Here is a 21,453-nt window from a genome sequence, read left to right on the forward strand (position 1 = left end):
AGTTTGAGGGACGTTATGTTCGCAGCTTAGCGAGCATATCGTCGGCAGTCTCACCATTGCCACGACTGAAGCTGGCGCACTCGATCAGGTCTTGTATGTCTTCCAATCCCTGTCGGGCCAGTCGCGCCTTGTACAGATCGACCAATTGTGCGCCGAATTTCTGCACCGTACCCAATTCCGTTCTCGGAAGTATGAGCGCAAGTTGCGACGCACTGGCACGAACCACGACAGCTGATCGCGGCAAGGCCTGGTCGCAGGTTGCCGCGAGCATTTGCAGGACTGCGTCGTTGGAAAGCCGCCTCTCGGGGCCGGTCAGATCCTCCCCATGACTGGATATTCCGATCCGGAGGAGACCGAGCGGACTGACATCACGCTCGGCGATGTGAACTGCGAGCGCCAACTCCGCCATGAGCGAGGCCGTCGTCCGTGCACCCGTCATACCTTCGGTCATCGACTGGCGGCGCAGTTCCATTTCGTCCATCACAAGACCGGCCAGATCTTCCAGCAGGGCTCGTTGCCGGTCATTCATGGTGCGCGGCACGCGATCGATGGCGCATAGCGTACCGATCTTGAATCCGTCGCGCGTCTCGAGCGGCATACCGGCATAGAACCGTATAAAGGGCTCTCCCCGCACGAGAGGGCTTTCCGAGAAACGGGGGTCTTTCAGCGCATCCGGGACAATCATTACGCCGTCCCGCTCGATGGCATGGCTGCAGAACGAAACTTCGCGTGGCGTCTCACGCACTTCAAGACCGTGACTGGACTTGAACCACTGACGGTCGCGATCGACCAGCGAAACCAGCGCAACAGGAACACCCAGCGCCGACATGGCCACGCGCGTGATCCGGTCGAAACTTTCTTCGGGCGGAGTATCGAGAATACTATAGCGGTGCAGGGCCGCGACCCGTTCCACTTCCAATCTGGCATCCATCACGAACACTCCTCGGCGATGGATCACTCCTAGGGTGAGTCTTCGCGGCAGGAACTAACGCCGACTAATACTATATAATTCCAAATCAGAACGGGTTCGGCCCTGAATTCTGCCGCCCTCAACCACGCTCTACGGCCCGTGAAAAGACCGCGCGATCCACATTGCCGCCGGTGATCAGAACTCCGACCGTCTTGCCTGCCAGGTCAAGCTGGCCGGACAGCAACGCCGCAAAGGCGGCCGTGCCGCCCGGCTCTCCGACGATCTTCAGATGGCGCCAGGCGAAAGCCATTGCATCGAGCACTTCCTCATCGCTGACGGCAATGCCGCCGCTGAGCTGTCTCGAATTGAGCGACCAGGTCAGCTCGCCCGGTTCCGGCGTGATGATGGCATCGCAGATCGACCCGGTGAGCGCCGGATTGCGCTCGCGCTTTCCGCTCTTCAGCGAACGCCGGTGATCGTCGAAACCCGCCGGCTCGGCCGCCCAGATCTCGACGTCCGGGTGCGCCTGCTTCATGGCCAGGCCGACACCGGCAATCAGGCCGCCGCCGCCCGCACAGCAGACGATGATGTCCGGTGTTTCGCCGATTTCGGCGAATTGCTCGACCATTTCCAGACCGGCCGTCCCCTGACCCGCAATGATGTGTTTGTCCTCATAGGGCGGAACCAGGATCCGGCCTTCCTCGCGCGCGATTTTCGCGCCCATTTCCTCGCGGCTCTGCGTGGCTCGGTCGTAGGGCACAACCTCTCCGCCCCAGAAGCGTACGCCCTCGACTTTGGCGGAGGGGGCATCCCCCGGCATCAGTATCTTCGCCGTCGTCCCTGTCAGTTTCGCCGCAGCAGCGACTCCCTGCGCGTGGTTGCCTGAGGAATAGGCGATCACACCGCGCGCCTTCTCGGCCTCGGAGAGGCGGGAAATCCGGTTATAGGCGCCCCGGAATTTGAAGGAGCCCGTCTTCTGGAGGCATTCCGGCTTGATGAAGACCTTCGCCCCCAGATCGGCGTCGAGACGATCATTGCGCATCAGCGGCGTTCGTACGGCCAACCCGTGAAGACGCGCGGCGGCGTCGAGGATATCGGCATGGGTGGGGACGAGCGCCGTCTGGCTGTTCATGGGCGAGTTACTCCAGATAGAACGGGAATCCGCGAGGACTGTTATTGAACGCATACGCAATCGTGCAAGATTGAGCAAAAGGATTGCGCCGTTCGCAGTAAGGCCCTTTGATGGCACAAAACACGAAAACGCGAACGCGGTTGAATAAAGGGGAGACCAATGACCTTGATGCGAGCCCACATGATGGATTGTCCGTTGATGATTTCGGACATTCTGGTCCATGCCGCCAATTGCCATGGCGATCAGGAGATCGTTTCACGGCTGCCGGAAAGCGGCCAGATTCATCGTGAGACCTATAAAGAGGCCCATGCCCGCACCAAGCAGCTGGCCAACGCGCTGCAGAAGAAGCTGAAAATCCGCGAGTCCGACAGGGTCGCGACGATCGCCTGGAATTCCCACCGCCATTTCGAGCTTTATTACGCCATTTCCGGCATCGGCGCCGTGGTGCACACGGTCAATCCCCGTCTCGATCCCAAGCAGATCGCCTGGATGCTGGACCATGCCCAGGCCAAGGCCGTCTTCTTCGACAAGACCTTCGCCCCGATCGTCAATGCGATCGCCAAGGCCTGCAAATCGGTCAAGAACTGGGTCCTGATGACCGACGAGTCCCATTCCGACGCCGTCGACATCAAGCACAAGACCTATGAGGAGCTCATCGGCGACCAGTCCGAGGACTTTACCTGGCCGAGCTTCGACGAGCACGCCGCCGCCGGCCTCTGCTATACATCCGGCACGACGGGCGATCCGAAAGGCGTGCTCTATTCGCACCGTTCCAACGTGCTGCATGCCATGGCCTGCTCGGCATCTGATGTAATCGGCGTGGGCGCACGCGGCATCATCATGCCGGTCGTGCCGATGTTCCACGTCAATGCCTGGGGCATTCCCTATGCGGCACCGATGAACGGCGCCAAACTGGTCATGCCGGGCGCCCAGCTGGACGGTCCCAGCCTGCACGAGATGATCGAGGCGGAGGACGTGAACTACGTTGCCGGCGTTCCGACCGTCTGGCTCGGCCTGCTCAACTTCCTCGAACAGGAAGGCAAGCGGATCGACAGCGTCCAGCGCGTCCTGATCGGCGGCTCTGCCCTGCCGGAAGCGCTGCTGCGCGCCTATGAGGACAAGTATGGCGTCGTCATGCAGCAAGGCTGGGGCATGACCGAGATGAGCCCGCTGGGCACGGTCAGCTCGCTTCTGCCCAAGCACGAGAAGCTGGACCGCGAGGAACAGATCAAGGTCAAGCTCAAGCAGGGCCGCCTCGTCTTCGGCGTCGGCATGCGGATCGTCGACGATGAGGGCAAGGAACTGCCCTGGGACGGCAAGTCTTCCGGCCACGTCCAGGTCCAAGGGCCGTGGATCGCCTCGTCCTATTATCGGGGCGCCGGCGCCGAGAGCTTTACCGAGGACGGCTGGTTCCAGACCGGCGACGTGGCGCACCTCGACGGCAATGGATTCATGACCATTACCGACCGCTCCAAGGACGTCATCAAGACGGGCGGCGAGTGGATTTCCTCGATCGACCTCGAAAACGCCGCCATGGGGCATCCGGACGTGGCCATGGCGGCCGCGGTCGGCATGCCTCATCCGAAATGGCAGGAACGGCCGCTCCTCGTCGTCCAGCTCATGGAAGGCGCCGAGCCGAACGCCGAGTCGATCCTGGAATATCTGCGCGGCGAGGTGCCGAAATGGTGGGTGCCGGACGCGGTCGAGTTCATCGACGAAATGCCGATCGGCGCGACAGGAAAGATTCTCAAGACCAAGCTGCGGGAAATCTTCAAGGATTACGAATTTCCGGGCGTCGAAGCCTGACGCTCCGAGAAACCGCTATTCGAAGCCCCGGCCTGACGGCCGGGGCTTTTTCATTGGATGCAGGCCTCAACGGGGACTTAAACCTTCGTAATCCCCCCTCGCCCGCTCTTGCGCCTTCGCAGGCTGAGGCGTAACTTCATATCGAAATTCGATAAGGGCTTTCCGGAACGGGAAAGGAAGAAAAATGGAGATACATGTCATGGGCCCCGAAGTCGCGATCGTCGCCTTGATCCTGCACTTCATCCCGACGCTGATCGCCTTGCTGCGCGGGCACGACAACACCTTCGCCATCTTCCTGACCAACCTGCTTCTGGGCTGGACGGTGATCGGCTGGGTCATCGCCTTCATCTGGTCCTTTACCGCCATCCGCAGACGCGTGCGGGCCTAGGGTACCCACCCCGAAAAAAGCCGGGCCTCCCCGCCTCACTCACCCGGCTCACGGCGAACGCGTCCCGATCAGTTTTGGTTGGTCGGACAATGGAACGCCCGGACCTTGCCCCGGTCCGGGCGTTTCTTTTGGTGTTGATTTTACGTCCAGAATTTCAGTCCGCCCGCGCTTAATTAGACAAACGGCAAAATAATGCTTGCCTTCGTTTCGATATTTGGCTAATTGTCTACTCATGATCCGACAACGCCTCTGAACCCGAGCCGCCCGAACGCGGCACACACGAACCAGTCACCGTCAGACCCCAAAACGCCCCACGGGCGAATGATACCGCTTACCCCGAACCCAGGAGTTCGACATGGCCCGCAAGGGAAAACTCTCCATCGGCGCCCTCGCCGGTTTCATCTTCATCCTCCTCGCCGGCGCGGCGCGCGCCGATGAGGATCCCGCCGGCGACTGGATCGGCACTCTCGCAACGCCGGGCGGCACGCTACGTCTGCTCGTTACCGCGACACCGACCGCCGAAGGCGAATACTCCGGCGTGCTGGAAAGCGTCGACCAGGCCCCTGGCCAGAAAATCCCGATGAGCACCTTCTTCATCGACGAAGGCGAAATGCGCTTCGAGATCGCCGCCATGGGCGCTCGTTATCAGGGCGTATGGAATGCGCAGGCCGAATATTATGAAGGCGAATTCAACCAGGGGATGACGCTGCCGCTGAACTTTGCCCGGCCTGAGGCCGTGGAGGTCTCCATTATTGAAGGCCTTGACGGCAGCTGGGCAGGCTTGCTCGATCGCGAGACGATTCAGCTCGAATTCGCTCTGAATATCGCGACCGACCCCGAAAACGGCACTCATGCTAGCCTCGATTCCATCACCCAAGGAGCCTATGGCATCCCGGTCACCGATCTGGCGCACGAGGGCCGCCGCGTAAGTTTCCGCGTCCCGGCAGCCAATGTGACCTATCAGGGCGAGCTCGATCCGAACGGGAGCGCGCTGAGCGGTATATGGAGCCGGCCGGGCTTTGACGATGCCGTCGTGCGCTTTGAGCGTCGAGCGTCCGAAGTCAGTGGCCCGAACCGGCCACAGACGCCGGTAGCACCGTTTCCCTATCGATCCATCGACGTGCGTATCGACAACCCGGCCGCGCGGGGAGTCTCACTCGCCGGCACGCTGACCCTGCCGGCGGGCGACGGCCCCTTCCCGGCTGCCGTCCTGGTTTCCGGCTCCGGTCCCCAGGACCGCAATGAGACGGTCTGGACGCACCAGCCTTTCGCGGTACTCGCCGACCATCTCACCCGAAACGGTATCGCCGTACTACGCTATGACGATCGCGGCTTTGCCGAGTCGACCGGCGACTACGCCTCGTCCACCTCGATGGACTTCGCCAGCGATGCGGCAGCCGTGACCCGGTGGCTCCGCGCGCATCCGGCCATCGACGCCTCGTCCGTCGGCGTGATCGGCCACTCCGAAGGCGGTCTCATCGCTCCGGTTCTGGCGGCCGATGATCCCGATCTGGCTTATATCGTACTGCTCGCCGGCCCTGGCACAGACGGCCAGCGCATCATCATGGACCAGTCGATCGCCAATGCCCGCGCTTCCGGCCGAAGCGAAGCCGACCTTGCTGCGCTGCGCGACATCATCGCCGAGATCACCGAAACCTCCCGTACGGCGCCGGACCAGGCCAGCGCCCGCGACGCTCTGGATGCGCTGATGACGGATGAAGTCCTCGCCATGCTCGGTGCGACGCCGGACCAGAAAGATCTTTTCGTTTCTCAGAATGTGCGCGACTGGAACCGGGCCTTCCTGAATCATGATCCGGCGCCCTGGCTGTCTCGCGTGAACCAACCGGTCCTTGCGCTCAACGGATCACTGGACCTCCAGGTCCTGCCCGAACCCAATCTCGCCGGGCTGGAGCGCGGCCTTGCCCATAATCGGGACGTTACGATCTTGGAGATGCCCGGCCTCAATCACATGTTCCAGACGGCGCAGACCGGCACAATTCCGGAATACGCCCAGATCGAGGAGACTTTCGCCCCCGAGGCGCTCGCCCTCATCGAGGACTGGATCAATACCCGTTTCGGTCAATAGAAACCGAGAACCCGCATGAGAAAGGGGCGGTCGCCATCGGCGCCGCCCCCTTTTTTTTGAATTCAGACTCAGCCCGCCGCTCAGAGCCAGGTGGTGATCTCGTCGAGGCTCTTCTTGATCAGCGCATGCTCGGGCACGGTGGCGTCCTTGGCGGGATAGCCGCCGACGATGAGCATGTAGGGCTTCTCGCCAGCCGGACGCTCGCAGACCTCATTGAGGAAGCGCATCGGATTGGGCGTGTGGGTCAGCGTGACCAGGCCCGCCTCGTGCAGCGCTGCGAGCAGGAAGCCGCAGGCGATGCCGACGCTTTCATGGATGTAGTAATTCTTCTTGTCCTGCCCGACCTTCTCGCCGCCACGCTTTTGCGCGAAGACGGCGATCAGGACCGGCGCTGTCTCGAGGAAGGGCTTGTTGGCATCCGTGCCGAGCGGTTCCAGCGCTTCGAGCCACTCGTCCGACGCCTTGCCCTCATAGAAGGCCCGCTCCTCGGCCTCGGCCGCCTCACGCAGCGCCTTGCGCTTTTCGGCATCCTGCAGGACCACGAAATGCCAGGGCTGGTGATTGGCGCCCGACGGAGCCGAGCCGGCTGCATCGATCGCCTGTTCGACGATCGCGCGCTCGACCGGACGGTCGTCGAAATCGCGCACCGTCCGGCGGCGCTTCAGATTCTGCGCAAACCGCGTCACCCGCTCGCGCATCTCCGCTTCGGGATATTCGACATAGTTTTCGAGGGGGACGCGCGGTTCGGCAGTCATACTCAGCTCCAGTCCAGGACCACTTTCCCCGACTTGCCGGCGCGCATGGCGTCGAAACCCTTCTGGAACTCGTCGGCGGAATAGCGGTGGGTGATGATGCGGGAGACGTCGAGGCCGCTCTCCAGCATGGCGATCATCTTGTACCAGGTCTCGAACATCTCGCGGCCGTAAATGCCCTTGAGCGTGATAGCTTTAAGCACGAGCTGGCCGAAATCGACCTCGATCGGCTTGGACGGCAGGCCGAGCATGGCGATCTTGCCGCCCATGACCATGTTCAGGAGCATGGAGCCGAAGGCCTGCGGCGCGCCGGACATTTCCAGTCCGACATCGAAGCCTTCCGTCATCTTCAGCTCGTGGCGGACATCGGCGAGGTCTTCCTTGGAGACGTCGACTGTGCGGATATTCGGCGCGACCTGGCTGGCCAGGTGCAGGCGGTGCGTATTGATATCCGTCAGCACGACATGGCGCGCGCCGACATGACGGGCGATCGCGGCCGCCATGATGCCGATCGGACCGGCGCCCGTGATCAGCACGTCCTCGCCGATCATGTCGAACTGGAGTGCCGTGTGCACGGCATTGCCCAGCGGATCGAGGATGGAGCCGATCTCGTCCGGCACTTCTTCCGGCAGCGGCACGACATTGAAGGCCGGCAGCTTCATGTATTCAGCGAAAGCGCCCGGTATATTGACGCCGACACCCTTGGTGTCCGGGTCGAGGTGGAATCGCCCGGCGCGGGCCGCGCGGCTGGTCACGCCTACGACATGTCCTTCGCCGGAGACGCGCTGGCCCGGCTTCACACGGGTCACATTGGCGCCGACATCCACGATCTCGCCGGCATATTCATGGCCGACCACCATGGGCGTGGGCACATTCTTCGCGGCCCAGTCGTCCCAGTTGTAGATGTGAATGTCCGTGCCGCAGATGGCGGTCTTGCGAATCTTGATGAGGACGTCGTCCGGTCCGATCTTCGGCTCCGGCACCTCGTCCATCCAGATGCCTTCCTCGGGCTTGGCTTTCACCAGCGCTTTCATGCGTCAATTCCTCGACCTGTGGCAGATCCGTCTATGCGGGTTTCCCGCGAAGATACATCACGGCAGCCACAGGGAAAGTCAGCATGAAGGGAATGAGCAGTATCCCCATGATCTCGGCCATCTGCCCGCTCGAATTCGAGGCCCATGTCGCCGCGATGGCAATACCCGCCGCAGCGGGCGGCAGGGCGAGAACGGGACGGCGGTCGAGCACCTGCAGCCCGGCCATCAGGATCGCATAGACGCCGATCAGACCCCACTTGATCCAGGTATGCCCCTTCAGAGCGTCCAGCCGCGCGCTCGGGTCTTCGCCGGCCGCAAGATCGGCAAGAATCCGGTTCATGACCTCATTCTCCGCCCAGTCCGCCCCGATCGTGATCAGCGCGGCAATGATGGCGAGCCCCGCGAGGACGCGGCGCAAGAGTCCTGCATCCGGCCGCAGCGCAATCCCGGCGAAAAGGGTCGCCGCCATGCCCGCATAGGCCGGCGGGAAGAACCAGTCGATGAATTGCACTTCGGCCAGATAGGCGCGCAACGCAGCCGCCTCTTCGCCCTGCAGGAAGGCCAGATCGCGCATGGAACGTGCGAGCTCGAAGGCAAGGATGGGCGATTTGAACCCGCTCGCCATCGGCGCCGCGCCGGCATCGGGCGGCGCACCGAAAAGGACCACGCAGACGATGGAGGCCGCGGCCAGAACAAGCGACGCGATGAAGGCGATTCTGGATGGGTTCACGCGGCTCTCTCCTGCTCTGACGGACGCGGATTGGGCCGCAAGGACCTGTTGTCGTCAAGTCGGACCCGAGACGAGCGTAGCCCGTGACCTAGCGGCATCCCTTGACGCCTTCCGCGAAGGCGCCGAGTCTCACCGTCAGGGAAAGGGACATGAACAATCCGGGGGAAGGCATTGGACCGTCGAGATTTTTTACGCACCGGCTCGGCCGGCATCCTGATCGCGGCCGCGGCTCCGCCAGCGTTTGCGCAAACTTTTCCGCGCCGGCTGCGGCTGCCTCCCGTACAGCGCAATCTGCCGAATATTCGCGATCTCATGGACTCGAGCCCGCCCGCCATCACGCCCAGAGCCAGCCATCGGATCGTGCTGATCGACAGCTTCAATGCCGCAGCACCGACAGGCCGTAGCCGCATTGTGACATCGCCGGCTCATATCGACGCCTTTACCGGCGGCGCGGGCCATGCGGGCGCCCTTGCAGCGCTGGATCTCGGCGCGCCGGAAATCTACACCGTGAACGCCGCCGCCGGCGCGGACGGCGTACCGGACTATCTCGGCGCGCTGCAGTCGCTGGATGCGCCGGACACCCCGGATTTCGGCCTACTGCACCTGTGCGATGCGGCACGGCGCCTGCCGACTGCCCGCCGGGACGCGCTCTACGGGTCGGCCATCGCGGCGGCGCGGGAGCATTTCGCCATGCTGACCATCGATGCGCCGGACACGCCTGGAGAGGCCCTTGCCTTCGGTGCCGCGCTGGACACCCCGGACGCGTCCGCTTTCATGCCCTCCCTCTCCTCGCCCCGTGGCGAGATCATCGGCGCAGGTCTCGCCGGTGCAGCCGTGACCGCGCGTACCGATGCGAACCGCGGGCCCTGGCAGGCGGCAGCCGGACAGTCCGCCAACCTGCCCGGCTATACGCCCTCGGTCACCTTGAGCGACAGCGATATCGCGCAGCTCGCGCCGGCGGGTATCAATCCGGTCCGGCCCGGCGCCGGCTTGCCGGTCTTCTGGGGCGCCCGGACGCTGTCCACGAACGGGGATTGGCGCTACATCCCCGTCCGGCGCCTGGCGCGCTGGTGCGAGGCCTCGGTTCAGGACTGGATGCAGGACTGGGCCCACGAGCAGCCGAACGAGCCCGCGCTCTGGGGCGCTGTCGCGCAGGGCATTTCCGACTTCCTGGAACAGATCTGGCGCGCTGGCGGCCTTCAGGGCGCAACGAGCCGTGACGCCTTCTATGTCGCATGCGGGGTAGGCCGCACCATGACGCAGTACGATATCGACCGCGGCATACTCGTCGCCCAGTTCGGGATCGCAGCCATCCGCCCGGCCGAATTCGTCATCCGCGAGATCGAGCAGGAAATGGCCGGCTGAGCCACATCTGCGGTTCGGCGACTACGGTTTCTCAGGGTTTGGATACAGGCGATCGGCGACATGGGCCCCGATCGCGAGCGATGCCGTGAGCCCGGGGCTTTCGATACCGTAGAGCGCGACCAGTCCATCCAGGCCATGCCGCTCCACGCCATCGATCCGCCAGTCCGGCTGGTCCTCTGCGGCCCCGTGAAGCTTGGGCCGGACGCCGGCATAGTCCGGGACCAGCGCACCGTCTGTGAGGCCCGGCCAGAAGCGGCGTATTGCCGTGTAGAAATCTCCGGCCCTTGCCGGGTCCACCGAATAGTCCGGCGCATCCACGTATTCCAGGTCCGGCCCGAAACGCGCCTGCCCGCCCAGGTCGCGGCGGTAATGCGTGCCCAGGGCGCCCGGAACCGGCAGCGGATAGACCAGATGGGAGAACGGCGCAGGGCCGGCCATGGTGAAATAACTGCCCTTGCCGAAATGAAGCGTGGGGATTGTCTCGGGCGGATAGCGCTCGATCTGGGACGCCGCTTCCTGAGCACCGAGCCCCGCCGAATTGACCAGAAAGCGCGTCGTCACCTCGGTCGGATGCTCGCCGCCGGTCCGGACCCGAAAGCCGCCCTCCGGAAGCGGAGACGCGCCCGCGAAGGGCGTATTCACCGCGATCGCGCCGCCCTGCCCCATGATCCGCCCCAGGAGCGCGTCCATATACCCGTGCGCATCCATGACGCCGCTTTCGGACGACAGGAGAGCCGCTTCGCAGCGCAGCTGCGGCTCCAGCGTCCGCGCCTCGGCGCCGGACAATCGAGATACGCCTTCCACACGGTTGGCCGCGGCCTGGTGGAGGATGGCATCCAGTCGCTCGACCTCCTCCGCCTCGGTGGCTACGACCAGCTTGCCGCACTTGGCGTGCGGGACCTTGTGAGCCGACAGGAACACGTAGAGCGCCCGCCGTCCGGCCACGCAGAGCTGCGCCTTGAGCGATCCGGAAGGATAGTAGAGCCCGGCGTGAATCACTTCCGAGTTGCGCGACGAGACGCCTTGACCCGGTTGCTGGTTGCGCTCGAGCACGATGGTCTCGAGCCCGCGGCGCGTGAGGACCTCCGCAATGGCCAGGCCGACCGCGCCGGCTCCGATCACGATGGCATCGGTATCAAATGCCAAGCCGTCTCTCCCGACTGTTTCGCCCGACGGCCACCTGATCGGCCGCCTAGATCACCCCGAGTTCCTTGCCCACCTTGGTGAAGGCTGCCACGGCGCGGTCGATCATTTCCGGCGTGTGGGCGGCGGACATCTGGGTGCGGATGCGGGCCTTGCCCTTGGGCACGACCGGGAAGAAGAAGCCGATCACATAGACGCCCTCTTCCATCAGCTTCGCCGCCATTTTCTGCGACAGCGCGGCATCGCCGAGCATGACCGGAATGATCGGGTGCTCGCCCGGCAGGAGGTCGAAACCGGCCTCCGTCATGCCGGCGCGGAAACGTTGGGCGTTCTCGAACAGGCGCGCCCGCAGATCGTCGCCCTCGGCGACCATCTCCAGCGCCTTCAGCGAGGCGCCGACGATGGACGGGGCCAGAGAATTGGAGAAGAGATAGGGCCGCGAGCGCTGGCGGAGCATGTCGATGATGTCCTTGCGCGCCGCGGTAAAACCGCCCATCGCGCCGCCCAGCGCCTTGCCCAGCGTGCCGGTAATGATGTCGATCTCGCCCATCACGCCGCAATGCTCCGGCGTGCCGCGGCCCTTGGCGCCCATGAAGCCGTGGGCGTGGCAATCATCGACCATGGTCAGGGCGTCGTATTTCTTCGCCAGGCCCACGATGGATTTCAGGTCGGCAATATAGCCGTCCATCGAGAAGACGCCGTCGGTCACGATCAGGATATGGCGCGCCCCGTCCGCCCGGGCCTGCTTCAACTGGGCTTCCAGGTCGTTCATGTCGGAATTGGCGTAGCGGTATCGCTTGGCCTTGCACAGACGCACGCCATCGATGATGGAGGCATGGTTGAGCGCGTCGGAAATGATCGCGTCTTCCGGACCGAGCAGCGGCTCGAACACACCGCCGTTTGCGTCGAAGGCCGCCGCATAAAGGATGGAATCCTCCTGCCCCGTGAACTCGGCGATCTTCGCCTCGAGCTGTTTGTGCAGGTCCTGCGTGCCGCAGATGAAGCGCACCGACGCCACGCCGAAACCGTGACTGTCGAGCGTGGCCTTGGCCGCGTCGATCAGTTCCGGCCGGTTGGCCAGGCCGAGATAGTTGTTGGCGCAAAAATTGATGACATGGTCTTCGTGACCGTCCGTCTTCACATCGATCTCGGAGAATTGCTGCGAGGTGATGATGCGCTCGCGCTTGTACAGCCCGTCCGCCTCGATCTGGGCGAGTTCGGCTTTGAGATCAGAGAAAAACGCGTCGGACATGAAGGGCTCCGTGGGTGAGTCAGGGGTTTGGGGTTTTGTATGGGGACGCATCCGGATTGTCATCCCTGACAGCCGCAGAACTACCTAGGCGCGCCGGAGAGACGTCCGAGCGCCAGCGAGGGATGAGGGGCGCGTCCGAAGGACGCCACTCAAGAGTCTTTTCTGGCCGCTTCGCGGCCGCCCTCATCCGGCCCTCCGGGCCACCGTCTCCCCGGTCGGGGAGAAGGACTCACTCCACGCTCGGCAGGTCCAGTCCCTGCTCTTTCGCGCATTCCTTCGCGATCTCGTACCCCGCATCCGCGTGGCGCATGACGCCGGTGCCGGGGTCGTTCCAGAGCACGCGGCCGACGCGCGCGGCGGCGTCATCCGTGCCGTCGCAGAGCACGACCTGGCCGGAATGGATGGAATAGCCCATGCCCACGCCGCCGCCATGGTGCAGCGAGACCCAGGTCGCGCCGGAGGCGGTATTGAGCAGCGCATTGAGGAGCGGCCAGTCGGCGACGGCGTCCGAGCCGTCCATCATGGCTTCGGTTTCCCGGTTCGGGCTGGCGACGGAGCCTGAATCGAGGTGGTCGCGGCCGATCACGACCGGGGCCTTCAGCTCGCCATTCTTGACCATCTCGTTGAAGGCGAGGCCCAGCTTGTGACGCTCGCCCAGGCCGACCCAGCAGATGCGCGCCGGCAGGCCCTGGAAGTGAATGCGCTCTTTGGCCATGTCGAGCCAGCGATGCAGGTGCGGATTGTCGGGGATCAGCTCCTTCACCTTGGCGTCGGTCTTGTAGATATCCTCCGGATCGCCCGAAAGCGCCGCCCAGCGGAACGGCCCCACGCCCTTGCAGAAGAGCGGGCGGATATAGGCCGGCACGAAGCCCGGGAAGTCGAAGGCGTTCGAGACGCCCTCGTCGAAGGCCATCTGGCGGATATTGTTTCCATAATCGACGGTCGGAATACCAGCCTCTTGGAAGGCGAGCATGGCTTTGACCTGGATCGCCATGGAGGCCTTGGCCGCGGTCGCGACAGCGTCGGGATTGCTCTCGCGCTTGCTTTCCCAGTTCTCCAGCGTCCACCCGAGCGGCAGGTAGCCGTTGACCGGGTCGTGGGCGGAGGTCTGGTCGGTGACGATATCCGGGCGCTCGCCGCGCTTGACGAGTTCCGGGAATATCTCGGCCGCATTGCCCAGCAGGCCGACGGAGACCGCCTCGCCTTTCGTGCAGGCGTCCTTGATGATAGCGAGCGCCTCATCGAGATTGTCGGCTCGCTTGTCGAGATAGCCGGTGCGCAGACGCATCTCGATCCGGCTGGGCTGGCATTCCACGGCGAGCATGCATGCACCGGCCATGGTCGCGGCGAGCGGCTGGGCGCCGCCCATCCCGCCAAGACCGCCGGTAAGAATCCACTTGCCGGTGAGATCGCCGTCATAGTGCTGGCGGCCGGCCTCGACGAAGGTCTCATAAGTGCCCTGAACGATGCCCTGCGAGCCGATATAGATCCAGGACCCGGCCGTCATCTGGCCGTACATCATCAGGCCCTTTTTATCGAGCTCGCGGAAATGCTCCCAATTCGCCCAGTGCGGAACCAGATTGGAGTTCGCGATCAGCACGCGCGGCGCAACCTTGTGCGTGCGGAAAACGCCGACCGGCTTGCCGGACTGGACCAGCATGGTCTCGTCTTCCTCAAGTCGCTTGAGCGTGTCAACGATGCGGTCGAAGCTCTCCCAGTCGCGCGCGGCCCGGCCGATCCCGCCATAGACGACCAGTTCTTCGGGCTTCTCGGCCACGTCCGGGTCGAGATTGTTCATCAGCATGCGCAGCGGCGCTTCGGCTGCCCAGCTCTTGGCATCGAGTTCTGTGCCGTGCTTGGCGCGGATGGTGCGGGAATTGTCGAGCCGGGTATGGGTCACTTCACGTCTCCGGAATAAAGCGAACGCGCTGCGTCGAGCGCGGCCCGCATAGTGTCTTTCAGGACCGGGCGCAGGGCGTCGGCCTTGGTTTCGTCGAAGGCATAGGGTGCGCCTTCGGTCATGTAGTTGGACTGGGCGAGTTCCATCTGCAGGGCATGAACATTCTGGCTGGGCCGCCCGTATGCGCGGGTGATCCAGCCGCCCTTGAAACGCCCGTTGACGATCGAGGTGAAGTCCTCGTGATCCATCATCGCCTTCACGGCCCAGCGCTCGATCATGCGATCGCAGCTCTCGCCGCCATTCGTGCCGAGATTGAGATCGGGCAGCGTCCCCTCGAACAGGCGCGGCACTTCCGAGGCGATGGAATGGGCGTCCCAGAGCAGAGCGAAGCCGTGCTCCATGCGCGTTTCCATGATCAACTCGGTCAGGGCCTTGTGATACGGATCGTAATAATCCGTCCGGCGCTGATCGATTTCCGCCTCATCGGGTTCCTGACCGTCGCGATAGATCGGCGTGCCGTCGAACAGTGTCGCCGGAACAAGTTCGGTCGTCGCCTGACCCGGATAGAGCGAGGCACCTGTCGGGTCGCGATTGAGATCGATGACGTAGCGCGAATAACTGGCGCGGATCACACTGGCACCCAGATCGTCGAGAAAGTCGTAGAGCTGGGGCACGTGCCAGTCGGTGTCGGGCAAGGGTGTCGCTTCCGCCGTCAGACGGTCGGAAAGCCCCGGACTCAATGCCAGACCGGAATGCGGCATGGAGACAATGAGCGGACTCTTGCCCGTCTTGAGGTCGTAGACGTCCATCACGACACGCCCGGCAAATCGCCCGCAGCTGCAGCGATCGCGCCGCTTGCGACGAGATCGCGCGCCTGTTCGATATCGGTGGCGAAATAGCGGTCATCGCCATAGGCCGGGATTTTCCCCCGAATGAGCGATCTGGCGGATTCCAGCGCTCTGGAAGATTTCTGCGGCGCGTGGAAATCCACGCCCTGCGCCGCGCTCAAGAGCTCGATACCGACGATCGCCGCCAGATTCTCGGCCATCTTCGCCAGGCGGAAGGCGCCATGGGTCGCCATGGAGACATGGTCTTCCTGATTGGCACTGGTCGGAATGGAATCGACCGAGGCCGGATAGGCTTTCTGCTTGTTCTCCGAGACAAGCGCCGCGGCCGTCACATGGGCGATCATGAAGCCGGAATTGATGCCGGGATTGGGGGTCAGGAAAGCCGGCAGGCCCGAGACGGCGGGGTCGGTCAGCAGCGCTACGCGACGCTCGCAGATCGAGCCGATCTCGCAGGCCGCCATCGCGATCTGGTCGGCCGCAAAGGCAACCGGCTCGGCGTGGAAATTGCCGCCGGAGATCGCTTCTCCCGTATCGGTGAAGACCAGCGGATTGTCCGTCACCGCATTGGCTTCGCGTTCGAGCACCTGGCCCGCCTGACGCAGAAGATCGAGCACGGCGCCCATCACCTGCGGCTGACAGCGCAGGCAGTACGGGTCCTGGATCTTCTCGCAGTCGGAATGGCCGTCGAGGATGTCCGACCCGTCCAGCAGGTCGCGAAGCGCACCGGCCACATCGATCTGACCGGGCTGGCCCCGCAGCGCATGAATACGCGGATCGAAGGGCGCGACCGAGCCCTTCGCGGCATCGACGCTCAGGCCGCCGGAGACCAATGCCGCCTTGAAGCCTGTTTCAACGCCGAAAAGGCCGGCCAGCGCGAGTGCGGTCGAGGTCTGCGTGCCGTTGAGCAGCGCGAGCCCTTCCTTCGGGCCGAGCTGCACGGGTTCCAGGCCCGCTTTCGCCAGGGCCACGGCCGCCGGCAGGCGCTCGCCCCGATAGGTCGCCTCACCCGCCCCGATGAGCGCCGCGCTCATATGCGCCAGCGGCGCGAGGTCGCCGGACGCACCGACAGACCCCTGGGACGGGATCACGGGCAGCACGCCTTTATCGAGCATGGCCTGGAGCGCTTCGATGGTTGACCAGCGCACGCCGGACGCCCCGCGTCCGAGGCTGGCCATCTTCAGCGCCATCAGAAGGCGGACCACATTCCCGGCCAGCGGCTCGCCGATACCGGCGGCATGGGACAGTACGAGGCGTTCCTGGAGCACGGCGAGTTCGTCGTCCGCGATTCGCGTCTGCGCCAGCTTGCCGAACCCGGTATTGAGGCCGTAGACGGCGCGCCCCGAGGCAATCAGGGCGTCGACGGTCGCGCTGGCCGCATCGACATCAGCCTTCGCACCCGGATCGATCCGGACAGCTGCGCCTTCGTAGACGGCGCGCCAGTCGGACAGTTTCATCTGCCCCGGTTTGATGATGACGGCACTCACAGCCATTCTCCCTTGAGGATGCGGCCATGCAGAGGCCGGCGTCCGATCCATTGAATGAGTTCGGCGGGACGTTCCACGTCCCAGACGGCAAGGTCGGCATATTTGCCGGCCTCGACTGTCCCCACTTCGTCCTGCAGGCCGAGGGCGAGCGCCGCATTGCGCGTCATCCCGGCCAGCACTTCGTCGATGGTCAGCCCGAAAAGCGTACAGGCCATATTGGCGACCGTCAGAAGCGAAAGTACCGGTGACGTCCCCGGATTGGCGTCGGTCGCGATCGCCATCGGCACGCCCCGCGTCCGCATGGCCTCGATCGGCGGGAGCTGCGTTTCCTTCAGCGCATAGAAAGCCCCGGGCAAAAGAACGCCTACCGTCCCGGCCTCCGCCATCGCCGCGATGCCGTCTTCATGCGTGTACTCGATATGGTCGGCCGAGAGCCCGCCGAATTCCGCAACGAGCCGGGCGCCGCCCGTATCCGAAAGCTGGTCGGCATGGAGCTTGACCGGCAGGCCCGCTGCCTTTGCCGCAATGAAGAGCCGACGCGTCTCCTCGGGCGAAAAGGCGATGCCCTCGCAATAGGCATCGACCGCGTCGGCCAGTCCTTCCCGCGCGGCTTCGCGCACCAGCGGGATACAGACCTCGTCGATGTAATCGCCGGAGCGGCCTTCATATTCCGGCGGAATCGCGTGGGCTGCGAGCAGGGTCGTGGAAATCCGCATGCCCGAGGCGAGCCCGCAGGCTCGCGCCGCCTTCAGCATGGCCAGCTCGCTCTCCATGGTCAGCCCGTAACCGGACTTGATCTCGACCGTGCCGACGCCTTCTTGCGCCAGGCTGTCGAGGCGTCCCAGAGCGCCCGATGCGAGCTCGGCTGCGCCGGCCTCGCGCGTTGCGGCCACCGTCTTGCGGATGCCGCCGCCCGACCGGGATATGGATGCGTAATCCTCGCCCGCAAGCCGGCGTTCGAACTCGTCAGACCTGTCGCCGGCGAAAACGAGATGGGTGTGACAGTCGATCAGGGCCGGTGTGACCCAGCGTCCACCGAGATCATCCCGCTCGACAGCCTCGCCGCTGAAGTCCGCCCGCGAGCCGACCCAGGCGATACGCTCCCCGTCGATCGCGATCACGGCATCTTCCATGATCCCGCAAGGCGTTTCGCCCGGAACCATGCTCGCAAGTCGCAGATTGGTCAGAACGCGGTCATACCGCATGTGAGGCCCTTTGCATCCGCTTAATTGTCTATACAATAAATCCCGGATTTCGATTCTGTCCAGCGGGGCGGTGCCGCAATGACTGCATTCCATTTCGACGAAGCGCTCCTGCCGGACGGCTGGGCCCGGGACGTGACGGTCGAGGTCGACCAAGGCGGAACGATAACATCCGTCACGGCAGATAAGCCGCTTCTGCCGGGCGCCCTACGCCAAGGAACCGCCCTGCCCGGCATGGCCAATCTCCACTCGCACGCCTTCCAGCGTGGCATGGCGGGGCTGTCGGAGCGCCGGGGCGAGACCACGGACAGTTTCTGGTCCTGGCGCCAGATCATGTACGGCTTCAACGACCACCTCACGCCGGATCATGTCGAGGCGATCGCGGCGCTCGTCTACGCGGAAATGCTTGAAGCGGGTTTCACCAGCGTCGGCGAATTCCACTATCTCCACCATGACCGCGACGGCTCCCCGTTCAACGACCGGGCGGAGATGGCCGGGCGCATCTGCGCGGCCGCTGAGAAGACCGGCATCGCACTGACTCTCCTGCCTGTCTTCTACCGGCATGCCGGCTTCGGCGATGCCGTGGCAAGCAACGGCCAGCGACGCTTCCTGCACGATCCGGACGGCTATGCGGATCTGATCGCCGCGAGCCGCCGCCATGTCGAAACGCTCGATAATGCGGCACTCGGCATTGCGCCGCACTCTTTACGCGCGGCCAGTCACACCGATATCGAGACCATCCTGCCTCTGGCGGAGGATGGTCCTGTACATATCCATATCGCGGAGCAGGTGAAGGAGGTCGCTGATTGCGAAGCCGCGCTCGGCGCTCGCCCGGTCGCACATCTTCTCGATACCCAGCCGGTCGACGCACGCTGGTGTCTCGTTCATGCGACCCACATGACACACGATGAAACGGCCGCCCTCGCCCGCAGCGGCGCCGTGGCGGGGCTCTGTCCGCTGACCGAGGCCAATCTCGGCGACGGAATATTCCCGGCGCAGGATTTCCTCGCGGCAGACGGCGCGATCGGTATCGGCTCGGACAGCCATATCCGGATCGATCTGGCCGAGGAAATCCGCCTGCTCGAATACGGCCAGCGCCTGACATCGCGGCAGCGCAATGTTCTCGCCCGTTCCGGGGAGAGCACGGGACGTCGCCTGTTCGAGGCCAGCCTCGCCGGCGGCGCCCGGGCGTTGGCCCAGCCCACCGGCCGCATCGAGGCGGGCGCCCGCGCCGATTTCGTCATCCTCGACTCCGCCAGCCCGCCACTCGCAGGCCGCACCGGCGACGCTCGTCTCGACAGCTGGCTCTTCACCGGCGATGCCCGGCAGGTCGAGAGCGTCTACATCGCCGGACAAGCCGTCGTGAATGACGGACGGGCCCTCGCGCGGGACACCATCGACGCATCCTACCGGGCCGCGATGACCGACCTCATGGACCGGATTTCTTCATGAACGAAATTGGCTCGGATATCGCGCTCGACGGCGACGGACCAGTCTACGACCAGCTCAAGCGCGCGGTGACGCGTCAGATCCGCTCGGGCCGATGGGCACCGGGTCATCGTCTGCCCTCGGAAGCCGAACTGGTCGACCAGCTAGGTCTCGCACGCATGACGATCAACCGGGCCCTGAGAGAGCTGACCGAGGAAGGTCTTCTGGTTCGCCGCCGCCGCGCCGGAACATTCGTGGCTCAGCCCAACGCGCCGACCGCCATTCTCAAGATCGTCGACATGTCGAGCGCCATTCCCGAGCGCGGCGAGTCCTACGGCTATGAATGCGAGGTCAATGAGACCATACCGGCACCCGACGATATCGCCCGCCACATGCGCCTGCCGCACGGCTCGCGCGTACAGCATCTGGTCTGCCTGCACACGGCGGACGGCAATCCGGTCGAACTCGAGGAGCGCTGGATCAACCTTGCGCTTCTGCCGGAAGCTGCGCACGCGGATTACGGTGCCGAAGCGCCGGGCAGCTGGCTCTTGCGCGCCGCGCCATGGACGGAGGCCGAACACACGGTCTCCGCAGTCAATGCCGACCGGACGCTTGCACGAGCGCTGGGCGTGAAGACCGGCGAGGCCTGCCTCGTCCTCGAGCGCCGCACCTTCCAAGACGACGCCGTGGTCACCTATGCCCGCCTCGCCCATCCGGGCACGCGCCACAAAATGACCGAGCGTTTTGGGCCGGGACGGTAGCTATTCCTCTATCGCCGCCATCAGGCGCCGGATGAATTCGTTTCGCTCGCCGGACTCGATCCAGCGAACCACGGCCACGATGTCGTGTTCCGGGTCGATGAAGATCATGTTCGCGCCGGCACCGAGATAGGCGAAGCTGTCAGCGGGCGCTTCCTCGACGGAGATCGCCGCGCCGTCCACATCCGGCCGGTTCAGGAAAAAGTTCATATAGCCGTAGTGCGGAGCGACATCCGTCGGCGTCAGCGATTGTTCGTACCAGGCTTCGGACAGGAGCTGCTCGCCGCCCCAGTTTCCGCGGCGCAGGCCGAGCAGGCCGAGCCGCGCCTGATCGTAGGCGGAGAGCATCATGCCGCCCCCCCAGTGACCGCCGCCGGAGACGGACCACATTTCTTCGCCGCCGATCTCGACATGGCTGTTTTCATAGCCATGCCACTCCCAGGTCCCCGCAGATCCGATCGGATCCATGATGCGTTCGGCCAGCACATCCGGCAGCGGCCGCTCCCAGACGTGCAGCGCCGCCAATGCCAGGGCGTTTACGCGGACATCATTATACTCCCAGGCCGCACCCGGCTCGGGCGGCCCAGCGACGAGGTCGCGCGCCGGGTTGTCGCGAGCGGGTCGGTCGGCCCAGGCCGGCTTGTCGAATAGCGTGCCCCACCAGCCCGAAGTCTGGCGCAGCATCTGGTCCCAGGTGATGGGCGTATTGTGTTCCGTGTGGAAGAGCGGATCCTCGACATAGTCGGAGACCGGGTCGTTCACATCTCCGATCAACCCGTCATCGACCGCCAGCCCGACCGTGTGGGACAGAAAGGTCTTCGAGACGGAAAAGGTCATGTCGACCCGCTCCAGATCCCCCCATTCCGCGACGATAAAACCGTCGCGCAGGATGATCCCCGCCGGTCCGCCGCGCGGACGCAACTCGCCCAGCGGACTGGAATGCGGTTCGTAAGCCCAGGTCAGCGGGACCATGACGGAGAGATCGCGAGCGTCGACACCGTCCCAGCCTTCGCGGGGCCGGGTCTCGTTCTCGATGGCGAAATTCACCGCCTCCTGGAGCGCAGCCGCATTGAGTCCCAGCTCGGTCGCGTCGCGCCGCTCCCAATTCACATCGCCACGCGGCGGCACATAATCCTGCGCCGCCGAACAGGCGCTAACGGAAATCGCGGCCAGACCGGCCAAGAGATACTGTTTCATGCTTGCCTCCCAGGGCCTGATTGCACTGCCGGGCCTGA

The 21,453-nt window shown here is 64.4% G+C and carries 18 protein-coding genes; 6 read left to right on the forward strand and 12 right to left on the reverse strand.

Annotation, left to right across the window (positions count from 1 at the left end; translation table 11 throughout):
• Positions 1-13 precede the first annotated feature (13 nt).
• Both AC13HB_RS06380 and AC13HB_RS06385 read right to left on the reverse strand, forming a co-directional pair.
• Positions 14-931: a sensor domain-containing diguanylate cyclase gene (locus AC13HB_RS06380; RefSeq protein WP_482948901.1), complete on the reverse strand. Its 918-nt coding sequence runs from the start codon at positions 929-931 to the stop codon at positions 14-16.
• 118 nt (positions 932-1,049) lie between these two features.
• Positions 1,050-2,042, reverse strand: a complete 993-nt coding sequence (locus AC13HB_RS06385; RefSeq protein ID WP_482948902.1) for a threonine ammonia-lyase — start codon at positions 2,040-2,042, stop codon at positions 1,050-1,052.
• A gap of 168 nt (positions 2,043-2,210) precedes the next feature.
• Between AC13HB_RS06385 and AC13HB_RS06390 the strand changes: the two genes are divergently transcribed.
• From AC13HB_RS06390 to AC13HB_RS06400, 3 genes are all read left to right on the forward strand, one after another.
• Positions 2,211-3,848, forward strand: coding sequence for a long-chain-fatty-acid--CoA ligase (locus AC13HB_RS06390; RefSeq protein ID WP_482948942.1), 1,638 nt, complete (start codon positions 2,211-2,213; stop codon positions 3,846-3,848).
• A 199-nt stretch (positions 3,849-4,047) separates the two neighbouring features.
• A complete protein-coding gene (locus AC13HB_RS06395; protein WP_482948903.1) occupies positions 4,048-4,236 on the forward strand; it encodes a superinfection immunity protein in 189 nt (62 codons plus the stop codon).
• A gap of 355 nt (positions 4,237-4,591) precedes the next feature.
• Complete coding sequence (locus AC13HB_RS06400; RefSeq protein ID WP_482948904.1) at positions 4,592-6,322, forward strand: alpha/beta hydrolase family protein; 1,731 nt, start codon at positions 4,592-4,594, stop codon at positions 6,320-6,322.
• A gap of 80 nt (positions 6,323-6,402) precedes the next feature.
• Here the strand turns inward: AC13HB_RS06400 and AC13HB_RS06405 are convergent, their stop codons facing one another.
• The 3 genes from AC13HB_RS06405 to AC13HB_RS06415 are packed head-to-tail and all read right to left on the reverse strand — an operon-like array spanning position 6,403 to position 8,838.
• Positions 6,403-7,077 (reverse strand): nitroreductase family protein, encoded by a 675-nt coding sequence (locus tag AC13HB_RS06405; protein ID WP_482948905.1) that lies wholly within the window; start codon positions 7,075-7,077, stop codon positions 6,403-6,405.
• A 2-nt stretch (positions 7,078-7,079) separates the two neighbouring features.
• Positions 7,080-8,108 (reverse strand): L-threonine 3-dehydrogenase, encoded by a 1,029-nt coding sequence (tdh, locus tag AC13HB_RS06410; protein ID WP_482948906.1) that lies wholly within the window; start codon positions 8,106-8,108, stop codon positions 7,080-7,082.
• A gap of 31 nt (positions 8,109-8,139) precedes the next feature.
• Complete coding sequence (locus AC13HB_RS06415; RefSeq protein ID WP_482948907.1) at positions 8,140-8,838, reverse strand: hypothetical protein; 699 nt, start codon at positions 8,836-8,838, stop codon at positions 8,140-8,142.
• 171 nt (positions 8,839-9,009) lie between these two features.
• Here AC13HB_RS06415 and AC13HB_RS06420 point away from each other — a divergent pair, with 171 nt between their 5' ends.
• On the forward strand, positions 9,010-10,203 hold the full coding sequence (locus tag AC13HB_RS06420) for a phage tail sheath C-terminal domain-containing protein (RefSeq protein ID WP_482948908.1): 1,194 nt from the start codon (positions 9,010-9,012) through the stop codon (positions 10,201-10,203).
• A 21-nt stretch (positions 10,204-10,224) separates the two neighbouring features.
• Here AC13HB_RS06420 and AC13HB_RS06425 read toward each other — a convergent pair whose 3' ends face one another.
• From AC13HB_RS06425 to hutI, 6 genes are all read right to left on the reverse strand, one after another.
• Positions 10,225-11,349, reverse strand: a complete 1,125-nt coding sequence (locus AC13HB_RS06425; protein WP_482948909.1) for an NAD(P)/FAD-dependent oxidoreductase — start codon at positions 11,347-11,349, stop codon at positions 10,225-10,227.
• 46 nt (positions 11,350-11,395) lie between these two features.
• Positions 11,396-12,598, reverse strand: a complete 1,203-nt coding sequence (locus AC13HB_RS06430) for a glycine C-acetyltransferase (RefSeq protein WP_482948910.1) — start codon at positions 12,596-12,598, stop codon at positions 11,396-11,398.
• Positions 12,599-12,827: 229 nt separating this feature from the next.
• Entirely contained in the window at positions 12,828-14,498 is a 1,671-nt protein-coding gene (hutU, locus tag AC13HB_RS06435) for a urocanate hydratase (protein WP_482948911.1), read from the reverse strand.
• On the reverse strand, positions 14,495-15,307 hold the full coding sequence (hutG, locus tag AC13HB_RS06440) for an N-formylglutamate deformylase (RefSeq protein ID WP_482948912.1): 813 nt from the start codon (positions 15,305-15,307) through the stop codon (positions 14,495-14,497). Before hutG ends, hutU begins: the two co-directional genes overlap by 4 nt.
• Entirely contained in the window at positions 15,307-16,836 is a 1,530-nt protein-coding gene (gene hutH, locus AC13HB_RS06445) for a histidine ammonia-lyase (RefSeq protein WP_482948913.1), read from the reverse strand. Before hutH ends, hutG begins: the two co-directional genes overlap by 1 nt.
• The gene (gene hutI, locus AC13HB_RS06450; protein ID WP_482948914.1) at positions 16,827-18,035 is read right to left on the reverse strand and encodes an imidazolonepropionase; all 1,209 of its coding nucleotides are present in this window, start codon (positions 18,033-18,035) and stop codon (positions 16,827-16,829) included. Before hutI ends, hutH begins: the two co-directional genes overlap by 10 nt.
• Positions 18,036-18,113: 78 nt before the next feature.
• On the opposite strand from hutI, the gene AC13HB_RS06455 reads away from it, so the two are divergent.
• Both AC13HB_RS06455 and hutC read left to right on the forward strand, forming a co-directional pair.
• On the forward strand, positions 18,114-19,484 hold the full coding sequence (locus AC13HB_RS06455; RefSeq protein WP_482948915.1) for a formimidoylglutamate deiminase: 1,371 nt from the start codon (positions 18,114-18,116) through the stop codon (positions 19,482-19,484).
• A complete protein-coding gene (gene hutC, locus AC13HB_RS06460; RefSeq protein WP_482948916.1) occupies positions 19,481-20,221 on the forward strand; it encodes a histidine utilization repressor in 741 nt (246 codons plus the stop codon). The genes AC13HB_RS06455 and hutC overlap by 4 nt, the downstream gene beginning before the upstream one ends.
• On the opposite strand, the gene AC13HB_RS06465 is transcribed toward hutC, so the two are convergent.
• A complete protein-coding gene (locus tag AC13HB_RS06465; protein ID WP_482948917.1) occupies positions 20,222-21,415 on the reverse strand; it encodes a serine hydrolase domain-containing protein in 1,194 nt (397 codons plus the stop codon).
• Positions 21,416-21,453 lie beyond the last annotated feature (38 nt).

The organism is Maricaulis sp. B-26 (assembly GCF_056857855.1).

Bases quoted from the DNA above. Each gene is read 5' to 3' on its own strand.
- AC13HB_RS06385 (WP_482948902.1), bottom strand. From the start codon at position 2,042: ATGAACAGCCAGACGGCGCTCGTCCCCACCCATGCCGATATCCTCGAC.
- hutC (WP_482948916.1), top strand. From the start codon at position 19,481: ATGAACGAAATTGGCTCGGATATCGCGCTCGACGGCGACGGACCAGTC.
- hutH (WP_482948913.1), bottom strand. From the start codon at position 16,836: ATGGCTGTGAGTGCCGTCATCATCAAACCGGGGCAGATGAAACTGTCC.
- AC13HB_RS06400 (WP_482948904.1), top strand. From the start codon at position 4,592: ATGGCCCGCAAGGGAAAACTCTCCATCGGCGCCCTCGCCGGTTTCATC.
- AC13HB_RS06380 (WP_482948901.1), bottom strand. From the start codon at position 931: ATGGATGCCAGATTGGAAGTGGAACGGGTCGCGGCCCTGCACCGCTAT.
- AC13HB_RS06465 (WP_482948917.1), bottom strand. From the start codon at position 21,415: ATGAAACAGTATCTCTTGGCCGGTCTGGCCGCGATTTCCGTTAGCGCC.
- hutG (WP_482948912.1), bottom strand. From the start codon at position 15,307: ATGGACGTCTACGACCTCAAGACGGGCAAGAGTCCGCTCATTGTCTCC.
- AC13HB_RS06455 (WP_482948915.1), top strand. From the start codon at position 18,114: ATGACTGCATTCCATTTCGACGAAGCGCTCCTGCCGGACGGCTGGGCC.
- AC13HB_RS06430 (WP_482948910.1), bottom strand. From the start codon at position 12,598: ATGTCCGACGCGTTTTTCTCTGATCTCAAAGCCGAACTCGCCCAGATC.
- hutI (WP_482948914.1), bottom strand. From the start codon at position 18,035: ATGCGGTATGACCGCGTTCTGACCAATCTGCGACTTGCGAGCATGGTT.
- tdh (WP_482948906.1), bottom strand. From the start codon at position 8,108: ATGAAAGCGCTGGTGAAAGCCAAGCCCGAGGAAGGCATCTGGATGGAC.
- AC13HB_RS06390 (WP_482948942.1), top strand. From the start codon at position 2,211: ATGCGAGCCCACATGATGGATTGTCCGTTGATGATTTCGGACATTCTG.
- AC13HB_RS06405 (WP_482948905.1), bottom strand. From the start codon at position 7,077: ATGACTGCCGAACCGCGCGTCCCCCTCGAAAACTATGTCGAATATCCC.
- AC13HB_RS06395 (WP_482948903.1), top strand. From the start codon at position 4,048: ATGGGCCCCGAAGTCGCGATCGTCGCCTTGATCCTGCACTTCATCCCG.